The following is a 20,234-nucleotide window of genomic DNA, read 5'->3' as shown; positions in this document are numbered from 1 at the left end:
AACCGCCCTGACCGGTTCCGGGACTCTCGGGTGCCACAAGGCACGTTGAACCCGTCTCACATCGCGCAGGTGAGGGAAGTCCCGTGCAGTTCCGCCAACAGGCCCTCGCCAAGCTCCAGTCGCCGGAAGAGCTGGACTTTCCGGTGCGCTTCGCCCGCCCGCAGGGCTGGCTCGTGCTGTCCGTGACGGTGGTCGCCATGGCCGCCGCGTCCGTGTGGGCCGTCACGGGTTCCGTCGCGTCCACGGTCAGCGCGCCCGCCGTCCTCACACACGGGCAGGGCAGTTACGTCCTCCAGAGCCCGGTCGCCGGCCAGGTCACCGCCGTACTGGCGAAACAGGGCGAGCGGCTGCCCGCCAGGGCCCCGGTCCTGAAGGTCGCCACCGCCGACGGCGAGAGAGTCGTACGGTCCGTCGCGGCCGGCCGGGTCTCCGCGCTCGCCGCCACGATCGGCCAGATCATCTCCACCGGAGCGAATGTCGCGGCCATCGAGAAGGTCGCCGACGCCGACGACCCGTTGTACGCCACGGTGTACGTCCCCGCCGAGAACGCGGCCTCCATCCCGAAGAACGCCGAGGTGGACCTGACCGTGCAGTCGGCGCCCACCCAGAGTTACGGCGTGCTGCGCGGCCATGTGAAAACGGTGGACCGCGCCGCCCAGACCCCGCAGTCGATCGGGGCGTTCCTCGGGGACAGCCAACTGGGCGAGCAGTTCACGAAGAAGGGCCGGCCGGTGGCGGTGACCGTGCGACTGGACCGCAAGGCCTCCACCGAGTCCGGCTACAAGTGGTCCTCGCAGGACGGACCGCCGTTCAAGCTGACCTCCATGACCCTGGCCACGGGTTCGATCCGGCTGGCCGACGAGCGTCCGATCGATTGGCTGCTCCCGTGACCCGAACCCAGGACACCGCGCACGGCAGACGGAAAGCCACCCCGGCCAAGCGGCGCCCGGTACCCAAGGGCGGCCAGAAGACCGTCCGTACGCCCACGGTCCTCCAGATGGAGGCCGTGGAATGCGGCGCGGCCTCGCTCGCGATGGTCCTCGGCCACTACGGGCGGCACATCCCGTTGGAGGAGCTGCGCATCGCGTGCGGTGTCTCCCGGGACGGCTCCCGCGCCAGCAACGTCCTGAAGGCGGCCCGGAGTTACGGCCTGACCGCCAAGGGCATGCAGATGGACGTGAACGCCCTCGCCGAGGTGAAGGCGCCCGCCGTCCTCTTCTGGGAGTTCAACCACTACGTCGTCTACGACGGCATGGGGCGCCGCCTCGGCCGTCGCGGGGTGCACATCAACGACCCGGGCAAGGGCCGCCGGTTCGTGCCGATGGAGGACTTCGACTCCAGCTTCACGGGTGTCGTCCTCGTCATGGAGCCGGGCGACGACTTCGAGACGGGCGGCCGCAAACCCGGGGTACTGGGCGCGATGCCCGCCCGGATGCGCGGCACCTCCGGCACGCTGCCCGCCGCCGTCCTGTCGAGCCTGCTGCTGGTCGCGGTCGGCGCGGCGGTGCCCGCGCTGAGCCGGACGTACATCGACATGTTCCTGATCGGTGGCCAGACCTCGTTGCTGAGCGTGCTGTTCACGTCGATGGGCGCGTGTGTGCTGCTCACGGTCCTGCTGACCTGGCTGCAACAGGCGAACCTGCTGCGCGGCCGCCTGATCTCGTCCACATTGAGCAGCGCCCGTTTCCTACGGCACCTGCTGCGGCTCCCCGTCACCTTCTTCTCCCAGCGCAGCCCCGCCGACCTCGTCCAACGCCTCCAGTCCAACGACGCGGTCGCCGAGACCCTGGCCCGCGACCTCGCGGCGGTCGGCGTGGACGCCGTCGTGGTCGTCCTCTACGCCGTACTCCTCTATACGTACGACCCCCAGCTCACCTTCGTCGGTATCGCGGTCGCGCTGCTGAACGTGGTGGCGATGCGGGTGGTGATCCGGCTGCGCGCGACCCGTACGGCGAAACTGCGGGCGGACAGCGCCCGGCTCACCAACACGGCGTACACCGGGCTCCAGCTGATCGAGACGATGAAGGCGACCGGCGGTGAGGACGGCTACTTCCGCAAGTGGGCCGGGCAGCACGCCACGACCCTGGAGGAGCAGCAGCGCCTCGGGGTGCCGAGCGCCTGGCTGGGTGTCGTCGCCCCGACGCTCGCCACGCTCAACAGCGCGCTCATCCTCTGGATCGGCGGCATGCGCGCGATCGAGGGTCACATATCGGTGGGCCTGCTGGTCGCCTTCCAGGCACTGGTCACGCGGTTCACCGCGCCGATCACCCGGCTCAACGGCGTCGCGGGCCGCATCCAGGACTTCGCGGCCGACGTGGCCCGCCTCAAGGACGTGGAGAACTTCCAGGCGGACCCGCTGTACGCCCGCCCGGACACCGGCGAGTCCACGCGCCGTCTGCACGGCCACATCGAACTGGAGAACATCACCTTCGGTTACAGCCCCCTCGACAAGCCCCTGCTCACCGGCTTCGATCTGACGGTCGGCCCCGGCCGGCAGGTGGCCCTGGTCGGCGGCTCCGGCAGCGGCAAGTCGACGGTGTCGAGGCTGATCTCGGGCCTGTACGCCCCCTGGGAGGGCGTGATCCGTATCGACGGCCGGCGTCTGGAGGACATTCCACGCGGCGCCCTGGCCGCCTCGGTCTCCTTCGTCGACCAGGAGGTCTTCCTCTTCGAGGGCACGGTCCGCGACAACGTGGCCCTGTGGGACCCGTCGATCCCGGACGAGGCGGTCGTCGAGGCGTTGCGGGACGCGGCCCTGTACGACGTGGTGACCCGCCGCCCTGGCGGCATCCACAGCAGGGTCGAGCAGGACGGCCGCAACTTCTCCGGCGGGCAGCGGCAACGTCTGGAGATCGCCCGGGCGTTGGTGCGCAGGCCCAGCATCCTCGTGCTCGACGAGGTGACGAGCGCGCTCGACGCGGAGACCGAGCTGACCGTCATGGACAACCTGCGCAAGCGCGGCTGCGCCTGTGTGGTGATCGCGCACCGGCTCAGCACGGTCCGCGACAGCGACGAGATCGTCGTCCTGCAGCACGGCACGATCGTGGAACGCGGACGGCACGACGAGCTGGTGCTGCGCGGCGGCGCGTACGCCCAGCTGGTCAGGGAGCGGTGAGATGACGTCGGTACGTGAGGACGGCGACCTCGTCCTCGATGCGCTCGGTGCCATGGGCACGCCCCTCGACTGCGCCGGCCACACCCGCCTCGACCTCGAAGGCCCGCAGGTGCTGTGGCTGGTGGCCTCCGGCGCCCTGGACCTGTTCGCGGTCGACGCGAGGCAGCAGGGCCACTGGCACCACCTGGGCCGCCTCGAAGCGGGCTCGCTGTTGCTCGGCCCGGTCACCGGCCCCCAGCACACCCTGGTCGCCCGCCCGCTGCGCGACTGCGTGGTGCGCCGCATCGGCCTGCGCGAGCTGTACCAGCCGGTGAACACCGAGACCTGGTCGTACGACGAATGGGGCAACGCGCAACTGGTACCCCCGCGGACCAGCCCCCTGGAGTACGCCCTCGCGCTCGGCGTCGGCCGTGGTCTGTCCATCCTCTTCCAGGCGCCGATGGCCACCGAGCAGGCCGCCGCGCCCACCGACGACGACGTGTTCTGGATGCAGGTGCCGCCCGGCAGTGTGCAGTACGGCTCGCTGTACGGCGCGGAGGCGGCGGCGGATCTGCTGATGGACCCCGGGGTCTGGCAGAGCATGGTCGACCAGCAGTACCGGCTGCTGGCCACGCTGGACCGCTGGATCGAGCAGCTGGAGCGCACCCACGAGGACCGTACGGCCGCCGGTATCAAGGCCGGTGAGGCCGTGCGCGCCCAGGCGGACCGGACGCTGCTCGCGTCCATCGGCAAGTCCTCCGCGGCCCGGCGTACGACGGCCGCCGACGCGGACGCCACGTACGCGGCCTGCAAACTCGTCGCGCAGGCGGCCGGGATCGCCCTGGCCCAGCCCGCGCAGAGCGGCACCGAGAGCGACCGGCTCGACCCGGTGGAGCGGATCGCGCTCGCCTCCCGGGTCCGGGTCCGTGCCGTACGGCTCACCGGGCGCTGGTGGCACGACAACGTGGGCCCGCTGGTCGGGCAGCGGGCCCTGTCGGGGGCGCCGGTGGCGCTGCTGTGGCGGCGCGGCGGTTATGTGGCCGTACAGCCGTCGTCCGGCCGGGAGACGCCGATCGAGAAGGAGAACGTGGCGGAGTTCGAGCCGCGTGCCGTGATGTTCTACCGCCCACTGCCCGAGCGCGTGCTGAGTCCGCTCCGGCTGATGCGGTTCAGCCTGCACGGCACCGGCGGCGACATGACGGGCCTGCTGCTGAGCGGCCTGGTGACGGTCGCGCTCGGCTCACTGGTCCCCGTCGCCACGGGCAGGATCCTCGGCGAGTACGTGCCGAAGGCGCAGGAGAGCCTGATCGTCCAGGTCTGTCTGGCGGTGATGTTGGCGAGCGTGGTGTCGGCGGCGTTCCTGCTGCTGCAGAACCTGACGATCCTGCGTCTGGAGGGCCGGATCGAGGCCACGCTCCAACCGGCCGTCTGGGACCGCCTGCTGCGGCTGCCCACGAAGTTCTTCGCGTCCCGTTCGACGGGTGAGCTGGCCGGCGCGGCCATGGGCATCAGCGCGATGCGCCGGACGCTGGCCGGGGTGGGCCCGGTGGTCGCCCAGTCGGTGACGGTGGGCGCGGTGAACCTGGGGCTGCTGCTCTGGTACAGCGTGCCGATGGCCTTGGCCGCGATGGGCATGCTGGTGGTCGTCGCCTCGGTGTTCCTCGGGCTCGGTCTGTGGCAGATCCGCTGGCAGCGCCGCCTGGTGGTGTTGAGCAACAAGCTGAACAACCAGGCGTTCCAGACCCTGCGGGGCCTGCCGAAGCTGCGGGTGGCGGCGGCCGAGAACTACGCGTACGCGGCCTGGGCGGGCGAGTTCGCGCGCAGCCGGGAGCTCCAGCAGAGGGTCGGCGGGATCAAGAACCTCAACACGGTGCTGGGCGCGGTGTATCTGCCGCTCTGCACCCTGTTGATGTTCATGCTGCTGGCGGGCCCGGCGCGGGGCTCGATGTCGGCGGCGGAATTCCTCACCTTCAACACGTCGGTGACCATGCTGCTCACCTCGGTCACCCAGCTCACCGGCGCGTTCGTGTCGGCGGTCGCGGTGCTCCCCCTCTTCGAGGAGATCAAGCCGGTCCTGGAGGCCACACCGGAGGTGCGCACGGCGAGCACGCGCCCCGGGGTGCTGTCCGGCGCGTTGGAGGCCCGACGCCTGTCCTTCCGGTACGCGGACGACGGTCCGCTGGTGCTGGACGACGTGTCCTTCGAGATCAAGCCGGGCGAGTTCGTCGCGATAGTCGGCCCCAGCGGCTGCGGCAAGTCGACTCTGCTCAGACTGTTGATCGGCTTCGACAAGCCGGTCTCGGGCAGTGTGCTGTACGACGGTCAGGATCTGGGCGCGCTCGACCAGTCCGCCGTACGCCGCCAGTGCGGTGTCGTGCTCCAGCACGCCCAGCCGTTCACGGGTTCGATCCTGGACGTCATCTGCGGTACCGAGCCGTACACGCCGGAGGAGGCGATGGCGGCGGCCGAGATGGCGGGGCTCGCGGAGGACATCAAGCGGATGCCGATGGGGTTGCACACGATCGTCCAGGGCAACGGGGCGATCTCCGGGGGCCAGCGCCAGCGGCTGATGATTGCCCAGGCCCTGATCCGTCGTCCGCGCATTCTCTTCTTCGACGAGGCGACCAGTGCGCTCGACAACGAGACACAGCGGGTGGTGATCGAGAGCACGCGGGCCCTGAACGCGACGCGGGTCGTGATCGCGCACCGTCTGTCCACCGTGATGGACGCCGACCGGGTGGTCGTGATGGAGGACGGGAAGGTGGCGGAGGTGGGGGCGCCTGCGCAGTTGTTGGCGGATGCGGGTGGGCGGTTGCACGAGTTGGTTCGGCGGCAGATGGCTTGAGGTGGGGGTGCGTCAGCGGGGTGCCGGGGTCTTCCTCGCCCCCGCCGCCCCTACCCGTTCCCATCCCCAGGGGCGCGGGGCCGTTGCTTTTAGGGGCGCGGGGAACTGCGCGACCAGCCCCACCAAACCCGCACCCGCCAACGCACCCCGCCCACCCGGGCTCTCCCGCGCAGTCGGGGTCGAAGGGGCAGCGCCCTTGGGGATGGGAACGGGTAGGGGCGGCGGGGGCGGAAAAAACGCCCTAGACCCGGCGCGGCAGCAACGCGATCGACGCCATCGGGATCGCCGCGAGGGCCAGCCAGGGGACGGCGGCGGGGAGCCCCGTGTCCATCAAGGAGCCCGTCGCCGCACTGCCCACCAGCACGATCAGACCGGAGACGGAGGACATCGCCCCGGTGTAGAGACCCAGCCGCCCCTCCACCGCCAGATCCGGCACCCACGCACGCGCAGCGGGAGCCACCAGCATCTGCCCCACCGTCAGCAACACCACGAACCCGGCGGCCGGCAACAGCCCCCTGTTCCCCGTCCACTCGGCGGGCCGCGCCACGGCCACCACTGCGAACCCGGCGGCGATCAGCGCCAACCCGGCCGCCATGGACCGACGCAGATCCAGCCGGTCCGCCGCCCACCGGGTGACCGGAAGCTGCGCGGTCACCACGAGCAGCGAGGACAGTCCGAACAGCCACGCCAGCGCCGACTGCGACCCCGTGGCCCGCTCCACCTCGTCCGGCAGGAGAAGGTACAGCTGGTTGTACGCCAGCAGGTACGCGCCGTACGCGCAGCACAGTGCCAGGAAGCGCCGGTTGCGCAGCAGCCCGCGCAGCCCACCCCTCACCTCCACCCGCTCCCGGCCCGGAATGTGCTGCGGCAGCAGCCAGAAGTGCCCGGCGAGGACGAGCACGAAGACCCCGGCGCCCGTGAGGCAGACCACGCGGTAGTCCACGGCCAGCAACAGCGCGCCGATGAGCGGCCCCACGAACGCCCCCGCCTGCCCCGCCACCGTGAACAGCGCCAGTACGCTCGTACGGGGGCCGCCGCCCGACTCCTCCCACACGACCGCCTGCCGGGCGACCTCGGACTCGACGGCCGGGGAGAACAGCGCGGCGGCGAAACCGATCAGCAGGACCGATCCGATGACCGACCAGTCCTCGTCCGCGTACCCGAGCCACGCGAACCCTGCGATGCGCAGCACACAGCCCGCGAGGACGACGGGCCGTACGCCGTACCGGTCGGCCAGCGCGCCGCCCACCACGAACAGTCCCTGCTGGCTGAAGGTGCGCAGCCCGAGCACGAACCCGACCATCCAGCCCGCCATGCCGATCGCCGTACCGAGGTGCTCGGCAAGGAACGGCAGCACGGCGAAGAAGCCGATGTTGAAGGCGAGCTGGGTGAGGATCAGCAGCCGCAGGAGGGGGTTGAGCCGCCCCCAGGCGCGCCGGTGGGAAGGCCTGGTGGCCTCCGGCTGGGGCGTCTCGGCGGGTTGGCGCTGGGACTGGGTCATCCGGTCTCTCCGACGGTGGTACTGGCGAGGGCGGGTTTCGGCTGCCGTACCGCCCGGGCCGACCTCCGTGGCCCTCGTATCCCGCCCGCCGCCGTGACCGCGAGCGCGCCCAGCAGGGCGAGTGCGGCGGCGGGGGCGAGGACGGCCCAGGGGGCGCGTTCGGCGTACGGCAGGTTCTCGGCGAGGAGCAGGCCCCACTCGGGGTCGGGCGGCTGGTCGCCGAGGCCGAGGAAGCCGAGGGAGGTCAGGGCGAGGGCCACCGCGGGCAGCCGGAGCAGGGCGTGGCGGGTGACCGGTGGCAGGACGGCCGGCAGGAGCTCGCGGCGGAGCAGATACGCCGGTCCGGCGCCGAGGCCCTTCGCGGCGGTGATGTGCGTGGTGGCCCGTTCCTGTTCGAACAGGGCCGTGGTGTGCGCGGCGAGCGGCACCCAGGCGACCGCGGCCACCGCGAGCGCGGGGGTCGTGGCCCCGCTTCCCGCGACCGCGGCGACCAGGAGGCCCGCGAGCACGGGCGGTACGGCGTTGACGGTGTCGGCGAGCGGTCCGGACAGCCGGGGCAGCAGACCGAGGAGTACGCCGGTGATCAGCGCGGCCGCGCTGATCGCGACGGCGAGGGCGAGCGTGCTGAACGCGCCGTGACCGATCCGTGCGAGCAGGTCACGGCCCAGGGCATCGGTGCCCAACGGGCGTGCCCAGGAGGGGGGTTGGAGCCGGGCCCCGGTGTCGAGGGCCAGCGGGTCGCGGGTCAGGCCGACCGTGACGACCGCGAGGAGGACGGCGGCGCAGAGCAGCGGTGTGCGGCGTGGCTCGGGCGGCTTCGGGGTGTGGAGGGACCGGAGGGCGCCGTCGCGCAGGGCCGGGCCGATCAGGAGGCGGGCGGTGAGGCGGGCGGCGGCTCCGGCGACGGCGGCCAGCAGGACCAGGGCGAGCGTGCCGGCCTGGAGGACGGGCAGGTCCTGGGCGATGGCGGCCTGGAGGGTGGTGCGGCCCAGGCCGGGTATGTCGAAGATCTGCTCGACGGCGACCGCGCCGCCGGTGAGACCGACGACGAACAGGCCGATGTTCGGCAGGAGTCCGGGTACGCAGCGGCGTACCGCCCGGCGGGCGATGCTCCGATGGCGTACGCCGCGTGCGGCGGCGGCCGTCGCCCAGGGTTCGGCGAAGGCGCCGGGCAGCAGATCGTCGAGCATCCGGCCGAGCAGCGCGCCGGCGGGCAGGCCGAGCGCCAGCGCGGGCAGCACCATCCAGCGCGGTCCGTACCAGCCGAGCGCGGGCAGCCAGCCGAGGTGCACCCCGACGACGACGGCGAGCACGGACGCGGTGAGGAACTCCGGCAGCGCGGCCGTGACGGCCGCCGCGCCTTTGCCCCCGTGTCCCTCGCCGCTCCGCAGGGTGCGGGCGCACACCGCGGCGGCCGTCATGGCTGCGACGACGAGGGCGGCGGCCATCAGCAGCAGGGACACCCCCAGGGCCTGGACGACGGACGGGGTGACCTCGGCTCCGGAGATCCACGAGCGGCCCGCGTCCCCGCGCACCAGCCCGCCGAGCCACTGCCCCAGCAGCTTCAACGGTCCCGCTTCCAGGCCGAGTTCGGCGCGCACGGCGGCCAGTACGTCCGGGGTCGGGTCGCGTTCGGCCGAGCGGGCCTTGAGCACCGTGAGCGCCGGGTCGGTGCGCGACAGCCACGGCAGCAGGCCGATGCCGCACAGCAGGGCGGCGGCGAGCAGGGCGCGCCAGAGTGCCCTGCTCAACGCATGGTCCCCGTGCCGACCAGGGTGCGCTCGTACGGGTCGTAGATCACGCCCCGTACGGAGGTGGCGACGCCGGTGATGATCTGCTGGTGGACAAGCGGGACCGTCGCGTCGGTGGCGAGGATCGCGGCCTCGGCGGTCATCGACGCCTGCTGCCGCTCGGCGGTGTCGGACTCCTGCTCGGCCGCCGCGACGGCCCGGTCGACCTTCTTGTCGCAGAGCAGGGCGAGGTTGTAGCTGCCGTCGCAGGTGAAGTCGCTGGCGAGGACGGACACGGGGTCGCCGGTGTCGAGCAGGGAGTTGCGGGCGCCGACGTGGGCGTCGAACTTCCCGGCGAGAACGTCGCTCTCCAGCCGCGAGTACTCGCGTACCTCCAGCTTCACCTCGAACCCGGCCTTCCGGAGTTGCTGTTGCAGCACCTGGGCGACCTCGGGCAGCTCGGGCCGGTTGTCGTAGGTCGCGATGGTCACGGAGGTGCCGTCGGGGTCGGCGGCCTTCGCGCGCCCGGTCGGTTCGACGCGCTTGCCGGCGGCCCAGGTCACGGCGGGTCCGAAGACGCCGACGCCGGTGTCGGCGTACCCCTCGTACACGTCCTTGGCGAAGACGGCGGGGTCGATGGCATCGCGGGCGGCGGCGCGGAGCCTCGCGTCCTTGAAAGCGCCGTTCTTGGTGTTGAGAAGCAGGCTGGTCGTGCGGGTGGTGGCCGTCTCGTGGCGGGTGCCCTTGGCGAGGGAAGCCGCCTGGGAGACGGGGATCGCCTCGGCGATGTCGACCTGGTCGGTGCGCAGGGCGTTGGTGCGGGCGGTGCCGTCGGATATGAACTTGGCGTCGATGCCGGAGGCCTGGGCGCGGCCGCCCCAGTAGTCGTCGAAGCGGTCCAGGGTGGCGGCGGTGGTGCCGGTGACCTCGGTGAGTTCGAAGGGGCCGGTGGCGGTGCCGACCAGGTTCGGGCGCTTGTCGTCGTAGGCCTTGGCGGAGAGGATCGCGAGGCCTGGGCTGGACAGTCTGAGCGGCAGGGCGGGGTCCGGGTCCTTCGTGGTGACGCGGACCTGGTGGGCGCCGGACTTCTTCGCGGTGAGCGTGACGCCGGAGAGCGCGGCGGTGACGGGCTCGGCCTGGCCGGCGTGGGTGAGGGCGCGGGCGACGGCGGCCGGGGTGACCTCGGTGCCGTCCTGGAAAGCGGCCTCGCGCAGGGTGAAAAGCCAGTTCCGGTCGTTCTCCCGGATCCAGGACTCGGCGAGCGCCGGGGCCGCCGCGCCGTTGGCGTCCAGCTTCGTGAGCCCCTCGGTGACGCCGAGCCGGCTGAGGAGGGTGGCGTCGTCGCCGTACGGGGAGAGGTTCTCGGCGGGCGGGAAGGCGAGGGCGACGCGCAGTCGGGAGCCGTCGGCGGAGTCGTCGGCCGACGAGTCGCCGTCGGAGGCGAAGCAGCCGGTCAGCACAGGGGCGAGGAGCAGGCCGACGACGACGCGACGGCGGCGGGGAGAGCGCATGGTCCTTGGTTCTCTGCGTGAGGGGGGGGACGTGAGGGGACTCTGCGGGCGCGAGCCTCCGCAGACTATATGACAATGATTTTCATCTAGGAGGGGTGGGGCAGCCCCACAGGCACCGACACCTCGAAGTGCACGACCCGCTCCCCGGTCTCCTCGCGCTCGTCGCACACCACCTCGCCCTGCGAGCGCCAGAAGTCCTCGGCGCCGGCCACCGCCGGGTCGGTGTGCAGATAGACGGAGCGATAGCCGCCGTCGGCCGCCGCGAAGTCGAGCAGGGCCGCGACGAGTCGCCGAGCCAGACCGCGCCGACGGTGCTCGGGACGGACGTACACGCGTCGCAGTTGAGCGGTCACGCCGGAGGGGTAACGCTCTGCCAGCGAACGGGGGTTGGGCGGATGGGCGGGGCCGCGCGAGTCCAGCGCGGCGGTGCCCACGACCACCCCGTCCCGCTCGTCGACGGCCACCAGCAGCGCATGGCGGGCCGGAGCGACGTAGGCGCCGTGGAGGTCGATGATGTCGCCGTGCCAGCGCGGCACATATCCGGTGCCGAAGTCCCGGTAGACGGTGTCCAGCATCACCGCACGGGCGCTGTCGAGGTCGCCGGGGCCTGCCACCCTGATGCCGTAGTTCGTTGCGTCATGCATTTGCGCATCATATGCAATAAGGATGATCCGCATGATCACGGGTCCGGCGCCCGGCGCACGACCGGGGCCGTGAGCAGCGCTGAGTCCTCCGGGGAGCGCCCGATGGCAGGCGGGGCGCGTCAACGGCTCATCGATGGCCCGTACACGACCGCGTGCCACCGGCCGCCGCACGGCCCACGCGTGCCCGGGCGGTCGCCGGGTACTCCGGGGTCATGCGGATGAGCGTCGTTGATGTGGGATCGAACACTGTCCGGCTTGTGGTGGCCGATGTGGAGGGAGGGGTACCGCTGCCGGTGCACACCGCCAAGTGGCGACTGCGCCTGTCCGAGCACATGACGCCGGGCCGTCCTGTCCCCGACCCGGCCGTACGCCAGCTGTCGGAAGCCGTCGAGGCCGCGGCCCGGACGGCCGAACGGTGGGGCGCGGCGGCCCCCTTGGCCTTCGCGACGACCGTGGTCCGCTCCGCGCCGAACTGCCCGGACGTCCTGCGCAGCGTGCGCGCCGACACCGGGGTACGGCTGTGCACCCTGCCGGGCGAGGTGGAGGCCGAACTCACCTTCCTCGGGGCGCGGCGGTGGATGGGCTGGCGGTCCGGGCCGCTCGCACTGCTCGACATCGGGGGCGGTTCACTGGAGGTGGCCTTCGGCCGGGGACGGCTGCCGGACTTCGTGGCCTCGCTGCCGCTGGGCGCGGGCCGGCTGACCCACGAGTTCTTCACCGGGCAGGACCCGCCGTCGGCGGAGCGCGTGAAGGCGCTGCGCCGCAGCGTCCGCCATCAACTGCGGGATGTGGCCGCGCGGATCCGCTGGGAGGGCCCGCGCACCGCCGTGGCCACCTCGCGGACGTTCCAGCAGCTCGCCCGGTTGTGCGGGTCCGCGCCGGGCCGCCACGGGCCCTTCGTGGAACGGGAGTTACGCCGCGCCGACCTGGGCCGGGCGGTCGACCGCCTCGCCGCACTCCCCCCGGCCGAGCGCGCCGCCCTCCCCGGCATCTCCGCGCCCCGGGCGGTCCAGAGCCTGGCCGGGGCGCTGGTCGGACACACGACCATGAAGCTGACCGGTCTGCGGACGGTGACCGTCTGCCCCTGGGCGATCCGCGAAGGCGTACTGCTCCGGCACATCGAGGACGGCCCGTCCTGGTGGGCGGAGGTCACTCGGGACATCGCCGAGCAGACGCCCACCCCCGGCTCGGGCTCACTACCAGGGTCAGGAGCTGCGGCGGGGGCGGGGGCAGCGGGCGCGGTGCCGCTGCGGATCGCGACACCGACAGGCTGAGGACGGCACCCGTCAAGGAACAGAACCGAAATCCACCTTGTCGAGTGAAGCGTGATCCGCGGTCGTCGCCGCAGGGATGGCGGTGGCCGTGTCGGGGTAGCCACCGAATTCGAACGCGTCCCACCCCTGACACGGTGGAGTCGCCCATACCGCCGGAAGCGGCTTCGCCTCATCACTGACCAGCCCCGACTCCATCGACTCCCGTGCGCCGCACCGCTGTTGGGCCGCTTCCCACCACTTTCGGAGCTTTCGACGGTGGTCTACCGGCGAAAACCGGCCGCCACGCCCCGAGTAGCTGTTGAATGAAACGATTGAAGGAGCCGCGAACAATACGGAAACGGAAGTGGAGGCGCGCGAAGTGAAGTTCGTTCTCGAGGTCGACCTGGACGGAACCGACTGGAACGAAGGCACCACCGTCCAGGAGTTGGAGCGCATCCTGCGGTACTGGGGCGGAAACCTCCGGCACTGCGAGCTCAAACCCGGCGAGGGCCAGACCCTCCTGGACTCCGACTACCGCGAGGTCGGGCGCTGGACCGTCACATCCGGATGATCGTCACTCCGGATGATCGTCACATCCGAATGATCGTCGAGCGCGAATGATGCCGAGGGCCGGCCGATGGCCCCACTCCGCCGGCCGGCCCTCGTACGGAATCGCATGGCACCTGTGGCAGGGCTCGCACTCCCCATCCGCGAGCCCTCGCTCAACGCTCACGGCAACCACGCGACCCCGGTCCGGGAAGCCCTAGAAGGCGTAGAGGGCGGTTGCGGAGGCGTTCTTCAGGCACTCGTTGGCGAAGGTGCGCTCGTACGCGACGCGCTTGCCCCGCCAGACGCCCTCGACGGTGACGACGACGGGGGCGTACTGCTTGGTGCACTTCGCTTCGGTACTGCCGGCCAGGGCCTCGAAGTCGCCGTCGCTGTCGCGGAGTTCGGCGCAGGCCAGGGCCGCAGCCGGGTGCGTGCCGGAGGGCCTGGGCGCGCAGGTCAGGGTGACCGCGCGCTCGGGGGTGACGGTGGCCGCCGCCTCGCCGCGGCCGGTGGTCAGCACCAGGGCGGAGGGGGCGTAGAGCCCGGCCGGCGAGGGCTCGGCGGCGGCGAGGGCGGCGCCCGCGAGGGGGGCGCAGACGGCGGTGGCCGTCAGGGTCGCGGTGAGGGTGAAAGTGGCTGCCCAGCGCGCGGTGTTCGGCATTGTGTGCATCCTTCCGCTCGGTCGAAGTGCCGGACCGCCCCGTCACGGGTGTCGTGTGTACGGGGCCGGTCCGGGCGGTGCCGGATCGGCGAGCGCGAGTCTGCCGAATCGGGCGCCGGAACACACGTCGACCCCACGAGTTTCGGTAACTTTGAGTATTGAATCAGTGGCGCGAAGTCACGGAAGTCGAACGCGCAAACCCCGAATCTGAGCGGTTCTTGATCGTTGGCACCCAACGGATGGCCGAATCTGCACGGTTCGGCAATCGGCCTGAAACATTCCGCTTCAGCCGGTGGCGGACCCCGGGTCGACGAGGTCGAGCGCCTGGATCCGCGGGATGCGGTCCTGGTCTTCGTCTACGCGCACCTCCCCGTGGACGGGGAAGGGGGACGGGACCCGCCGTACTCGCCAGTGTCGTCGGCGACGCGACGCGCGCTTGATGGCGAGGGGCTGGAGGGATGGCGAAGCACTGGGCTACTTCCAGTACGAGATCTGTCTGGGCGGGATGACGGGCGCCCTGCCCCGGCTGCCCACCCACCTGACCGGAGTGGAGGAGTTGGCGGGCGGAGCACCCGCTGGGCGCAGGGCCGGTCGGCTACGTTGCGGGCGGCGCGGGCGACGGCAGCACCCTCCGCGCCAACCGGGCCGCGCTGGAGCGGCACCGAATCGTGCCGCGTGTGTTGCGGGACGTCGGGCAACGGGATCTGTCCGTGCAGGTGTTGGGCCTCGCCCTGCCCGCGCCGCCGGCCCTCGCGGGTGGGCGTTTGGGGTGGCTGGGCAAGTTGATCGACTGCGGGTCGGTGGGGGTTTCTCGCGCAGTTCCCCGCGCTCCTGAAAGCAACTGCTCCTGCGCGTGAAAAGACCGGGGCGCAGCCCGGTCTTTTCAGGGGCGCGGGGAACTGCGCGAGCAACCCACCACAACCCGCACCCACCAACACACCCCCACCCACCCGAACTCCAAGGCGCAGGCAGGGTCGAAGGGGCAGCCGCCCCTGGGGGATGGGACGGGTAGGGGCGGCGGGGGCGAGAAAATCCGCCCCCCTTACATGCACCCCCACTTACAGATGGATCCCCGAAAGCACATCCGGCAGCCGCAGCGTCAACGGCAGCACAGGCTCGGCATCCGCCCCTGTCCCCCCGTCATCGACCGACAGAACCGACCCCTCCTCCCCCACTTCCGGCACGGCAGGCGGCACGGAGTCACCCGTCCGCTTCGGAAGGGGCGACTCGGAGACGTCGTCCGGAGACGGATCCTCCGTGACGGGCTCGGTCGTCGGGGCGTTCGAACCCGAGACCGACAGCGACTCGGGACTGGCCGTCACCCCGTCCGTCAGCCACCGCTGCGCATCGGAGTGGTCACGGACCTTCACCACGACATCCGTCTTGGGATCGTTGGCGGTGGGCGCGACAGCAAGCCCCTCCCCCCACCGGGGAAGCAACTCCCCCCGCACGGTGAAGTCGTAGCGCACATCCTCCGCCCGCTTCGAGTCCTCGTCGGCACACGTGCCGAGGACGACGACCCCGGCGTCGACCTGGGAGTCGAGGCACAGCTCGGGGTTGGCGACGCTGCGCAGCAGACCGTCCTCCTCGTAGGACCACTTCTGGGTCCAGTCGGAGGAGCAGACCGCCAGTTCGGTCGAGGCACCCTTCTTCGCCTTGCCGCCCTGGATGTCGAGGCACAGGTCGGCGGCCAGGTTGCGCAGTCGCGTCTGCTGGGGCGCCGTGGGGCGCCCGGCCATGGCGGGCGGTGTGGGCGAGGCGCTGGTGGTCGTCTTGTTCTCGGAGCCGGTGTCGGGCGCGGAGACACCTCCGGAGGAGCTCTTGGAGGCCGCGGGGTCGGCTCCGCTGCCGTCGTCCGACAGCAGGGCCGCGCCGAGAACTGCCGCGAGCAGGGCGCCCGAGGTGATGCCGACTCCGGTGAGCAGGGCCTTGGAGTTGCGCGGCCCGGCGGTGATCCGGCGGCGCTGGGTGGGGATCTGGGAGAGCAGACGGTGCCGGCCACCGCTCCCCGGCCGTCTGGAGCTGCCCTTGGCCGACGTGCGGGTCGGCCGGGAGTCGACGTAGCGCCGGGCGCCCCAGCCGAGTACGGCCTCGGCGACGACTCCGCCCAGTCCGCCCTCGAAATGGCTGAGTTGCTCGGCGGCGTACCGGCAGTAACGGCACTCCAGCAGATGCTGCTGGACATCCGGCAGCAGGGCGCCGCCCCGGCGAATCGGGACGTCGAGGAGCCGGTTGTAGAAGCGGCAGTCCTTGGAGGGCGCGAGTTCGCGGTGGGCGCGGACGCACCCCTCGCGGAATTTCTCCCGGGTCTGCTCCAGCGTGGCCTGTGCGCTGTCGGCGTCCAGGCCCAGCAGACCAGTGGGTATGGTTATCAATTCCGCTTCCACCTCGGTGTGCCACAGGAGGCACTGACCGATCGCCGGGAGAGCGAGGAATGACCGCTCGATGAGCTTGCGATTATCCGGGGTCATGGACTTCGCGGCGCGCATACCGCGACCACCGGCGGGTTTCCTCAAGTCCGGCAGAACACCCGCCGTACCCTCCTCCGCGGACCACTCCTTGACGGTGTCCCGCACGGTGACGAGAAGTCGGGGGCGCAGGGCGACACCGGAGTCTCCACGCACGAGTCCTTCCATCACACGGTGAAAGGCGGTCGCGGTCACCATCGACGCGACGTTGGAGGAGGAGGCGAGGCAGATGACCGCGTAGTCGTACGCGGATTGCCAGTGCCGTGCCATCAGCAGCGCGACGGGATCGCCGACTCCGCCTTCCGGCCAGCCTCTCAGCCTGGCGGCGAGAGTCTCGTCCGGCTCCCCGGGAACCGCGCCGGGAGCGGGAGGATAAGACGGGCGAGGCGGATGGGGGGTGTGCACAGAGCGGATTCCTTCCAAGGCACAAGATGGCACACGGAGTTATGGCCGCCGAAAAGGGCCCTGGATTGGTGCGTACCTTTTTGGCGGGCGCCTGGATAGCGGCCCGGGGACTGAGGCCGCACGATGACCGTCGACCGAGAGCCTTTTGGACTCCTCAGCAACCCCGAATGCCAACAGGCGATTCGGACCGGGCCATTGCCCACGCGCAGGAAGTTCACCCTTGCACAAGTTACTCGTGGCTAACAAGGCACTTGGGCAACATGTGTCACACGAAAAGCAACTGGTTTCACCAGGTCAACTGTCCTGATGCGGAAGACATCTCGGGCAGCCCCATGAATATTCAAGCTTTCAAGCACCCCGTGTGAAGCGTACGCACACACCGATGCTCCGCGCACGCTCCCGCCGCGCGGAGCATGAGGAGTTCACTCGAAGCGGCCTTCTCACCAGGCCCCGCGCGGGACGGCGGCTCTCCCGCGCGCGCCGGGCCGCCGACCTTGATCCTCCCGCCCTCGGTCGGCGGCCCCAGGGGTCAGATCTGCCAGGAGCGCAGCCGGTCGGCGGCGCCGTACACATCCGTCTTGCCCGAGATCAGGTCGCGAGCAAGGTCCACGAGCGCCCCGTACGGCGGGTCGATGCCGACGCCGCTGACGAACATGTACGCCACGGCCGTCGCACAGGCGAAGCGCGCGTTGGCGGCCGGCAGGGGCTTGAGCACGGCCAGGGTGTGCAGAAGAGCGGCGGCCCGCCATGCCGGATCGGAGTCGACGCCGAGCCGGGGCGGGTCGACTCGGTGTCGGGCCACGGCGGCGACGAGGGCCGAGAAGTCGTTGATGGTGGGCTGCTCGGGCAGGACCTCTTCGTGGCGCTGGAGCAGCCAGGGCACATCGATATGGATGACGGGAGCCATCGGTCAGACGGCCCGTCCTTCCGCCTTGACGGCGGGTTCGTCGTCCGGGAAGGCGGCGGCGAACTCGTCCGCGTGCGCGGTGAAGAACGTACGGAAGGCCTCCGCGCCCTCCTTCAGCGCCCGGTGTCGCACTATGTCGGCCGCGGCCGCCTCGCGCACGAGCGCCTTCATCGACGTACCGCGCTCCTTGGCTATCTGCCTCAGGTCCTCTAGCTCGCGGTCGCTGAACTCCACATTCAGAGCTGGCATGCGCCAACGGTACCGCGCGGGTACTCAGTCGTAAATATCCGCAGGTCACAGGGCATTGAGTGCGGTACCAAAAAAGGGTGCGGCCGACGCCCGGAGGACGTCGGCCGCACCACAGCGGCGAGCGGGACGGCTCAGGTCTGGTCCGCCACGAAGGACGCCATCCGGGCCAGCGCCGCGTTCCAGTTGATCGTGTGCTCGTTCGTCGACCAGGACTGGATGTCGTCGATGTAGCAGAACTGCCCGACACAGCCCTGGAGTTTGCCCTGTGCGTAGGGGTCCTGGATGCTCGAGTTGGGCCCTCCGGCGAGCGTGCCGCGCGGCGGGTTGGGGAGGTCCGCATCGAGCTGGTGGGCGTACCAGCGGCTGTGCTGGTTGCGGGCGTCGACGTCGCCGTAGCCCGTCACATAGGAGATGTTCAGGGCGTTGCGGCCGAGCAGGTAGTCCATGCTCTGCAGCGCGCCCTCGCGGTACTTCGAGGCGCCGGTGATGTCGTACGCCGTGGCGATCACGACCGCGTTGTTGAGCACCTGGTGGTTGGAGCCCCAGTCGTAGAGGTTGCCGTCGGGCGCGTACGGCATGCCGTACGGCTGTGTCCGGAGCGTGGTCAGGTAGCGGTCGGCGCCCTTGGTCACGGAGTGGCGGACCTTGTCGCGGCCGGGCAGCCTGTTCGGCACGGTCGCGAGGTCGAGGCGGCCCGCGGCGGCGGTCCTGGACCAGTCGAAGCCGAGGGGGCCGAAGATGTCGGCGGTGTGGACGGGCGAGGCGAGGATGTGGTCCTGGAAGGCCTTCTCACCGGTGGTGAGGTAGAGCTGGGCCGCCGCCCAGTAGAACTCGTCCGTCGCGTCGGTGTCCGGGTAGGCGCCGCCGCCGATGCCGTCGCTGGGGTCCGGGTGGATGTCGGGGTGGGCGAGGGCCGCCTTCCAGGCGGTGCGTGCCGCGGCGAGGGATTTCGCCGCGAAGGCGCGGTCGTAGGGCCGGTACAGGCGGGCCGCCTGCGCGGCCGTGGCGGCCAGGTTGAGGGTGGCCTCGGTGGTCGGCGGGTGCAACTGGCGCTTCTGCGGGTCGGCGCTCGGCAGCAGCGGCAGGCCCGTCCACTGCTCGTCATGGATCTTGTGGTGGGCCATGCCCGCTAGCGGCTGCCCCTGCGGCACCTGCATCTTCAGCAGGAACTCCAGCTCCCAGCGGGCCTCGTCGAGCACGTCCGGCACCTTGTTGCCGCTCTCCGGGATGGCGAGCGAGCCGTCACCGAGCTTGCCGGGCCGGCCGGTGCGGGCGTACAGGGAGCGTTCGTAGGTGCTCAGCAGCTCCCAGGTGGAGATGCCGCCGTTGACGACGTACTTGCCGTGGTCGCCGGCGTCGTACCAGCCGCCGGTGACGTCGAGCGTGTAGTCGCAGACGCCGGGCCGGCAGGGCACGTCCTTGTCGCCCTGGTTGGGCGCCGCGCCCACGTGGCCCGCGGCGCGGCCGTAGCCCGGGCGCAGCTCGTCGCTGATCGCGATACCGCTGCGCTGGGTGTAGTAGTACTTCAGCGAGTCGAGCCGCAGGCGTTCGTAGGCGCTCGCGTCGATGTCGAAGGGGTGGCTCGTCTCGCCGTCGACGACCAGCGTGAGGCCCGTGCCGCGCTTGCGGTAGGCGCCGAAGTCGATCGAGTGGACGTTCTGTCCGGAGGAGACGTCGGTGCCGTGCGGCACGGTCCGGCCGTGCGCGACCACCGTTCCGGATTCCTTCTTCAGCTGCCAGGGAAGGGGCCCGGTGGCGTCGGTGACCAGCGTGGCGTTCTTCGGCCCGGCGGGCAGATAGGCGACCTGGTTGACGCGTACCCGGGGCCCGGTGTCCGGCTCGTACTTCTCGGGCGGCACCCCGCCCAGCAGCGACACGTCGTCCATGCAGAAGCGGAAGTCCTCGGCGCCGCCGCCTAGTTGGAAGCCGACCTGGCCCTGAGCGGTGTCGACGGGCGAGGTGAAGGTGTAGGAGTACGAGTCGCCCGAGACACTGAGCTGCGGGCTGACCTCGAAGTATGTGTCGTACGGTGCGACGGACAGACCGACGATCGCGCGCAGGGCGTTGCCCGCCGGGGTTCCGGACGCGCTGAAGCTGAAGCGGTACGACTCCCCCTTCACCAGGGCGATGTCGTTCTGGCCTACGGCCGCGTCCCAGCGGTTGGTGGTGCCGCCCGGGATGTCGGCGCAGAGCGCGCCCTCGGACAGGCCCGCGGTGACGTTGCTCGTGGTCCACCAGGGGGCGGTGCCGGTGTCGAAGGTGCCGTTCTCGACCTGCTCGACCTCGTCGGCCTGGGCCGGCCCGGACGGCAGCGCGGTCAGCGCCGCCGCGAGGAGGGCCGTCATGGCGAGCAGGGCAGTTCTGCGTCGTTTCAACGTCTGGGCTCCTCGGCTCGGGTCTGGGCTCCTCAGGGGAGG

The 20,234-nt window shown here is 71.3% G+C and carries 14 protein-coding genes and 1 pseudogene; 6 read left to right on the top strand and 9 right to left on the bottom strand.

All coding sequences use genetic code 11. The annotated features are described in order from the left end of the window. Positions 1–83 precede the first annotated feature (83 nt). The 3 genes from SGFS_RS49885 to SGFS_RS49875 are packed head-to-tail and all read left to right on the top strand — an operon-like array spanning position 84 to position 5,939. Entirely contained in the window at positions 84–890 is an 807-nt protein-coding gene (locus SGFS_RS49885) for an HlyD family efflux transporter periplasmic adaptor subunit (RefSeq protein ID WP_286259440.1), read from the top strand. Further along, positions 887–3,115, top strand: coding sequence for an NHLP family bacteriocin export ABC transporter peptidase/permease/ATPase subunit (locus tag SGFS_RS49880; protein WP_286259439.1), 2,229 nt, complete (start codon positions 887–889; stop codon positions 3,113–3,115). Before SGFS_RS49885 ends, SGFS_RS49880 begins: the two co-directional genes overlap by 4 nt. Position 3,116: 1 nt before the next feature. Then, entirely contained in the window at positions 3,117–5,939 is a 2,823-nt protein-coding gene (locus SGFS_RS49875; RefSeq protein ID WP_286259438.1) for an NHLP bacteriocin export ABC transporter permease/ATPase subunit, read from the top strand. Positions 5,940–6,180: 241 nt separating this feature from the next. Here the strand turns inward: SGFS_RS49875 and SGFS_RS49870 are convergent, their stop codons facing one another. The 4 genes from SGFS_RS49870 to SGFS_RS49855 form a co-directional block, all read right to left on the bottom strand. Then, complete coding sequence (locus SGFS_RS49870) at positions 6,181–7,440, bottom strand: MDR family MFS transporter (RefSeq protein ID WP_286259436.1); 1,260 nt, start codon at positions 7,438–7,440, stop codon at positions 6,181–6,183. Further along, positions 7,437–9,191 (bottom strand): ABC transporter permease subunit, encoded by a 1,755-nt coding sequence (locus tag SGFS_RS49865; protein ID WP_286259435.1) that lies wholly within the window; start codon positions 9,189–9,191, stop codon positions 7,437–7,439. The genes SGFS_RS49870 and SGFS_RS49865 overlap by 4 nt, the downstream gene beginning before the upstream one ends. Beyond that, positions 9,188–10,681: an ABC transporter substrate-binding protein gene (locus SGFS_RS49860; protein ID WP_286259434.1), complete on the bottom strand. Its 1,494-nt coding sequence runs from the start codon at positions 10,679–10,681 to the stop codon at positions 9,188–9,190. The genes SGFS_RS49865 and SGFS_RS49860 overlap by 4 nt, the downstream gene beginning before the upstream one ends. Positions 10,682–10,767: 86 nt before the next feature. Further along, on the bottom strand, positions 10,768–11,325 hold the full coding sequence (locus SGFS_RS49855) for a GNAT family N-acetyltransferase (protein WP_286259432.1): 558 nt from the start codon (positions 11,323–11,325) through the stop codon (positions 10,768–10,770). Between the two features lie 212 nt (positions 11,326–11,537). On the opposite strand from SGFS_RS49855, the gene SGFS_RS49850 reads away from it, so the two are divergent. After that, complete coding sequence (locus SGFS_RS49850) at positions 11,538–12,599, top strand: Ppx/GppA family phosphatase (protein ID WP_286259431.1); 1,062 nt, start codon at positions 11,538–11,540, stop codon at positions 12,597–12,599. A 358-nt stretch (positions 12,600–12,957) separates the two neighbouring features. Further along, positions 12,958–13,149: a hypothetical protein gene (locus SGFS_RS49845; protein ID WP_286259430.1), complete on the top strand. Its 192-nt coding sequence runs from the start codon at positions 12,958–12,960 to the stop codon at positions 13,147–13,149. A gap of 192 nt (positions 13,150–13,341) precedes the next feature. On the opposite strand, the gene SGFS_RS49840 is transcribed toward SGFS_RS49845, so the two are convergent. Next, on the bottom strand, positions 13,342–13,788 hold the full coding sequence (locus SGFS_RS49840; RefSeq protein ID WP_286259429.1) for a subtilase-type protease inhibitor: 447 nt from the start codon (positions 13,786–13,788) through the stop codon (positions 13,342–13,344). Between the two features lie 458 nt (positions 13,789–14,246). Between SGFS_RS49840 and SGFS_RS49835 the strand changes: the two are divergent. Then, positions 14,247–14,543: pseudogene (locus SGFS_RS49835) on the top strand (alpha-hydroxy-acid oxidizing protein); the annotation flags it as partial. A 303-nt stretch (positions 14,544–14,846) separates the two neighbouring features. Here the strand turns inward: SGFS_RS49835 and SGFS_RS49830 are convergent. The 4 genes from SGFS_RS49830 to SGFS_RS49815 all read right to left on the bottom strand — a co-directional run bounded on the left by SGFS_RS49830 (position 14,847) and on the right by SGFS_RS49815 (position 20,192). Next, the gene (locus tag SGFS_RS49830; protein ID WP_286259428.1) at positions 14,847–16,661 is read right to left on the bottom strand and encodes an RICIN domain-containing protein; all 1,815 of its coding nucleotides are present in this window, start codon (positions 16,659–16,661) and stop codon (positions 14,847–14,849) included. A gap of 529 nt (positions 16,662–17,190) precedes the next feature. Further along, entirely contained in the window at positions 17,191–17,568 is a 378-nt protein-coding gene (locus SGFS_RS49825) for a toxin Doc (RefSeq protein WP_286259427.1), read from the bottom strand. A gap of 3 nt (positions 17,569–17,571) precedes the next feature. Next, positions 17,572–17,817: a hypothetical protein gene (locus tag SGFS_RS49820; RefSeq protein ID WP_286259426.1), complete on the bottom strand. Its 246-nt coding sequence runs from the start codon at positions 17,815–17,817 to the stop codon at positions 17,572–17,574. A 131-nt stretch (positions 17,818–17,948) separates the two neighbouring features. Continuing rightward, entirely contained in the window at positions 17,949–20,192 is a 2,244-nt protein-coding gene (locus tag SGFS_RS49815) for a glycoside hydrolase family 9 protein (protein WP_286259425.1), read from the bottom strand. Positions 20,193–20,234 lie beyond the last annotated feature (42 nt).

The sequence above is a fragment of the Streptomyces graminofaciens genome (genome assembly GCF_030294945.1).
Classification (GTDB): Bacteria; Actinomycetota; Actinomycetes; order Streptomycetales; family Streptomycetaceae; genus Streptomyces; species Streptomyces graminofaciens.
Note: the sequence above shows the minus strand (reverse complement) of the source record. Positions and strands in the feature narration are given on the sequence as shown.

Bases quoted from the DNA above. Each gene is read 5' to 3' on its own strand.
- SGFS_RS49825 (WP_286259427.1), bottom strand. From the start codon at position 17,568: ATGGCTCCCGTCATCCATATCGATGTGCCCTGGCTGCTCCAGCGCCAC.
- SGFS_RS49860 (WP_286259434.1), bottom strand. From the start codon at position 10,681: ATGCGCTCTCCCCGCCGCCGTCGCGTCGTCGTCGGCCTGCTCCTCGCC.
- SGFS_RS49870 (WP_286259436.1), bottom strand. From the start codon at position 7,440: ATGACCCAGTCCCAGCGCCAACCCGCCGAGACGCCCCAGCCGGAGGCC.
- SGFS_RS49875 (WP_286259438.1), top strand. From the start codon at position 3,117: ATGACGTCGGTACGTGAGGACGGCGACCTCGTCCTCGATGCGCTCGGT.
- SGFS_RS49840 (WP_286259429.1), bottom strand. From the start codon at position 13,788: ATGCCGAACACCGCGCGCTGGGCAGCCACTTTCACCCTCACCGCGACC.
- SGFS_RS49820 (WP_286259426.1), bottom strand. From the start codon at position 17,817: ATGCCAGCTCTGAATGTGGAGTTCAGCGACCGCGAGCTAGAGGACCTG.
- SGFS_RS49850 (WP_286259431.1), top strand. From the start codon at position 11,538: ATGCGGATGAGCGTCGTTGATGTGGGATCGAACACTGTCCGGCTTGTG.
- SGFS_RS49855 (WP_286259432.1), bottom strand. From the start codon at position 11,325: ATGCATGACGCAACGAACTACGGCATCAGGGTGGCAGGCCCCGGCGAC.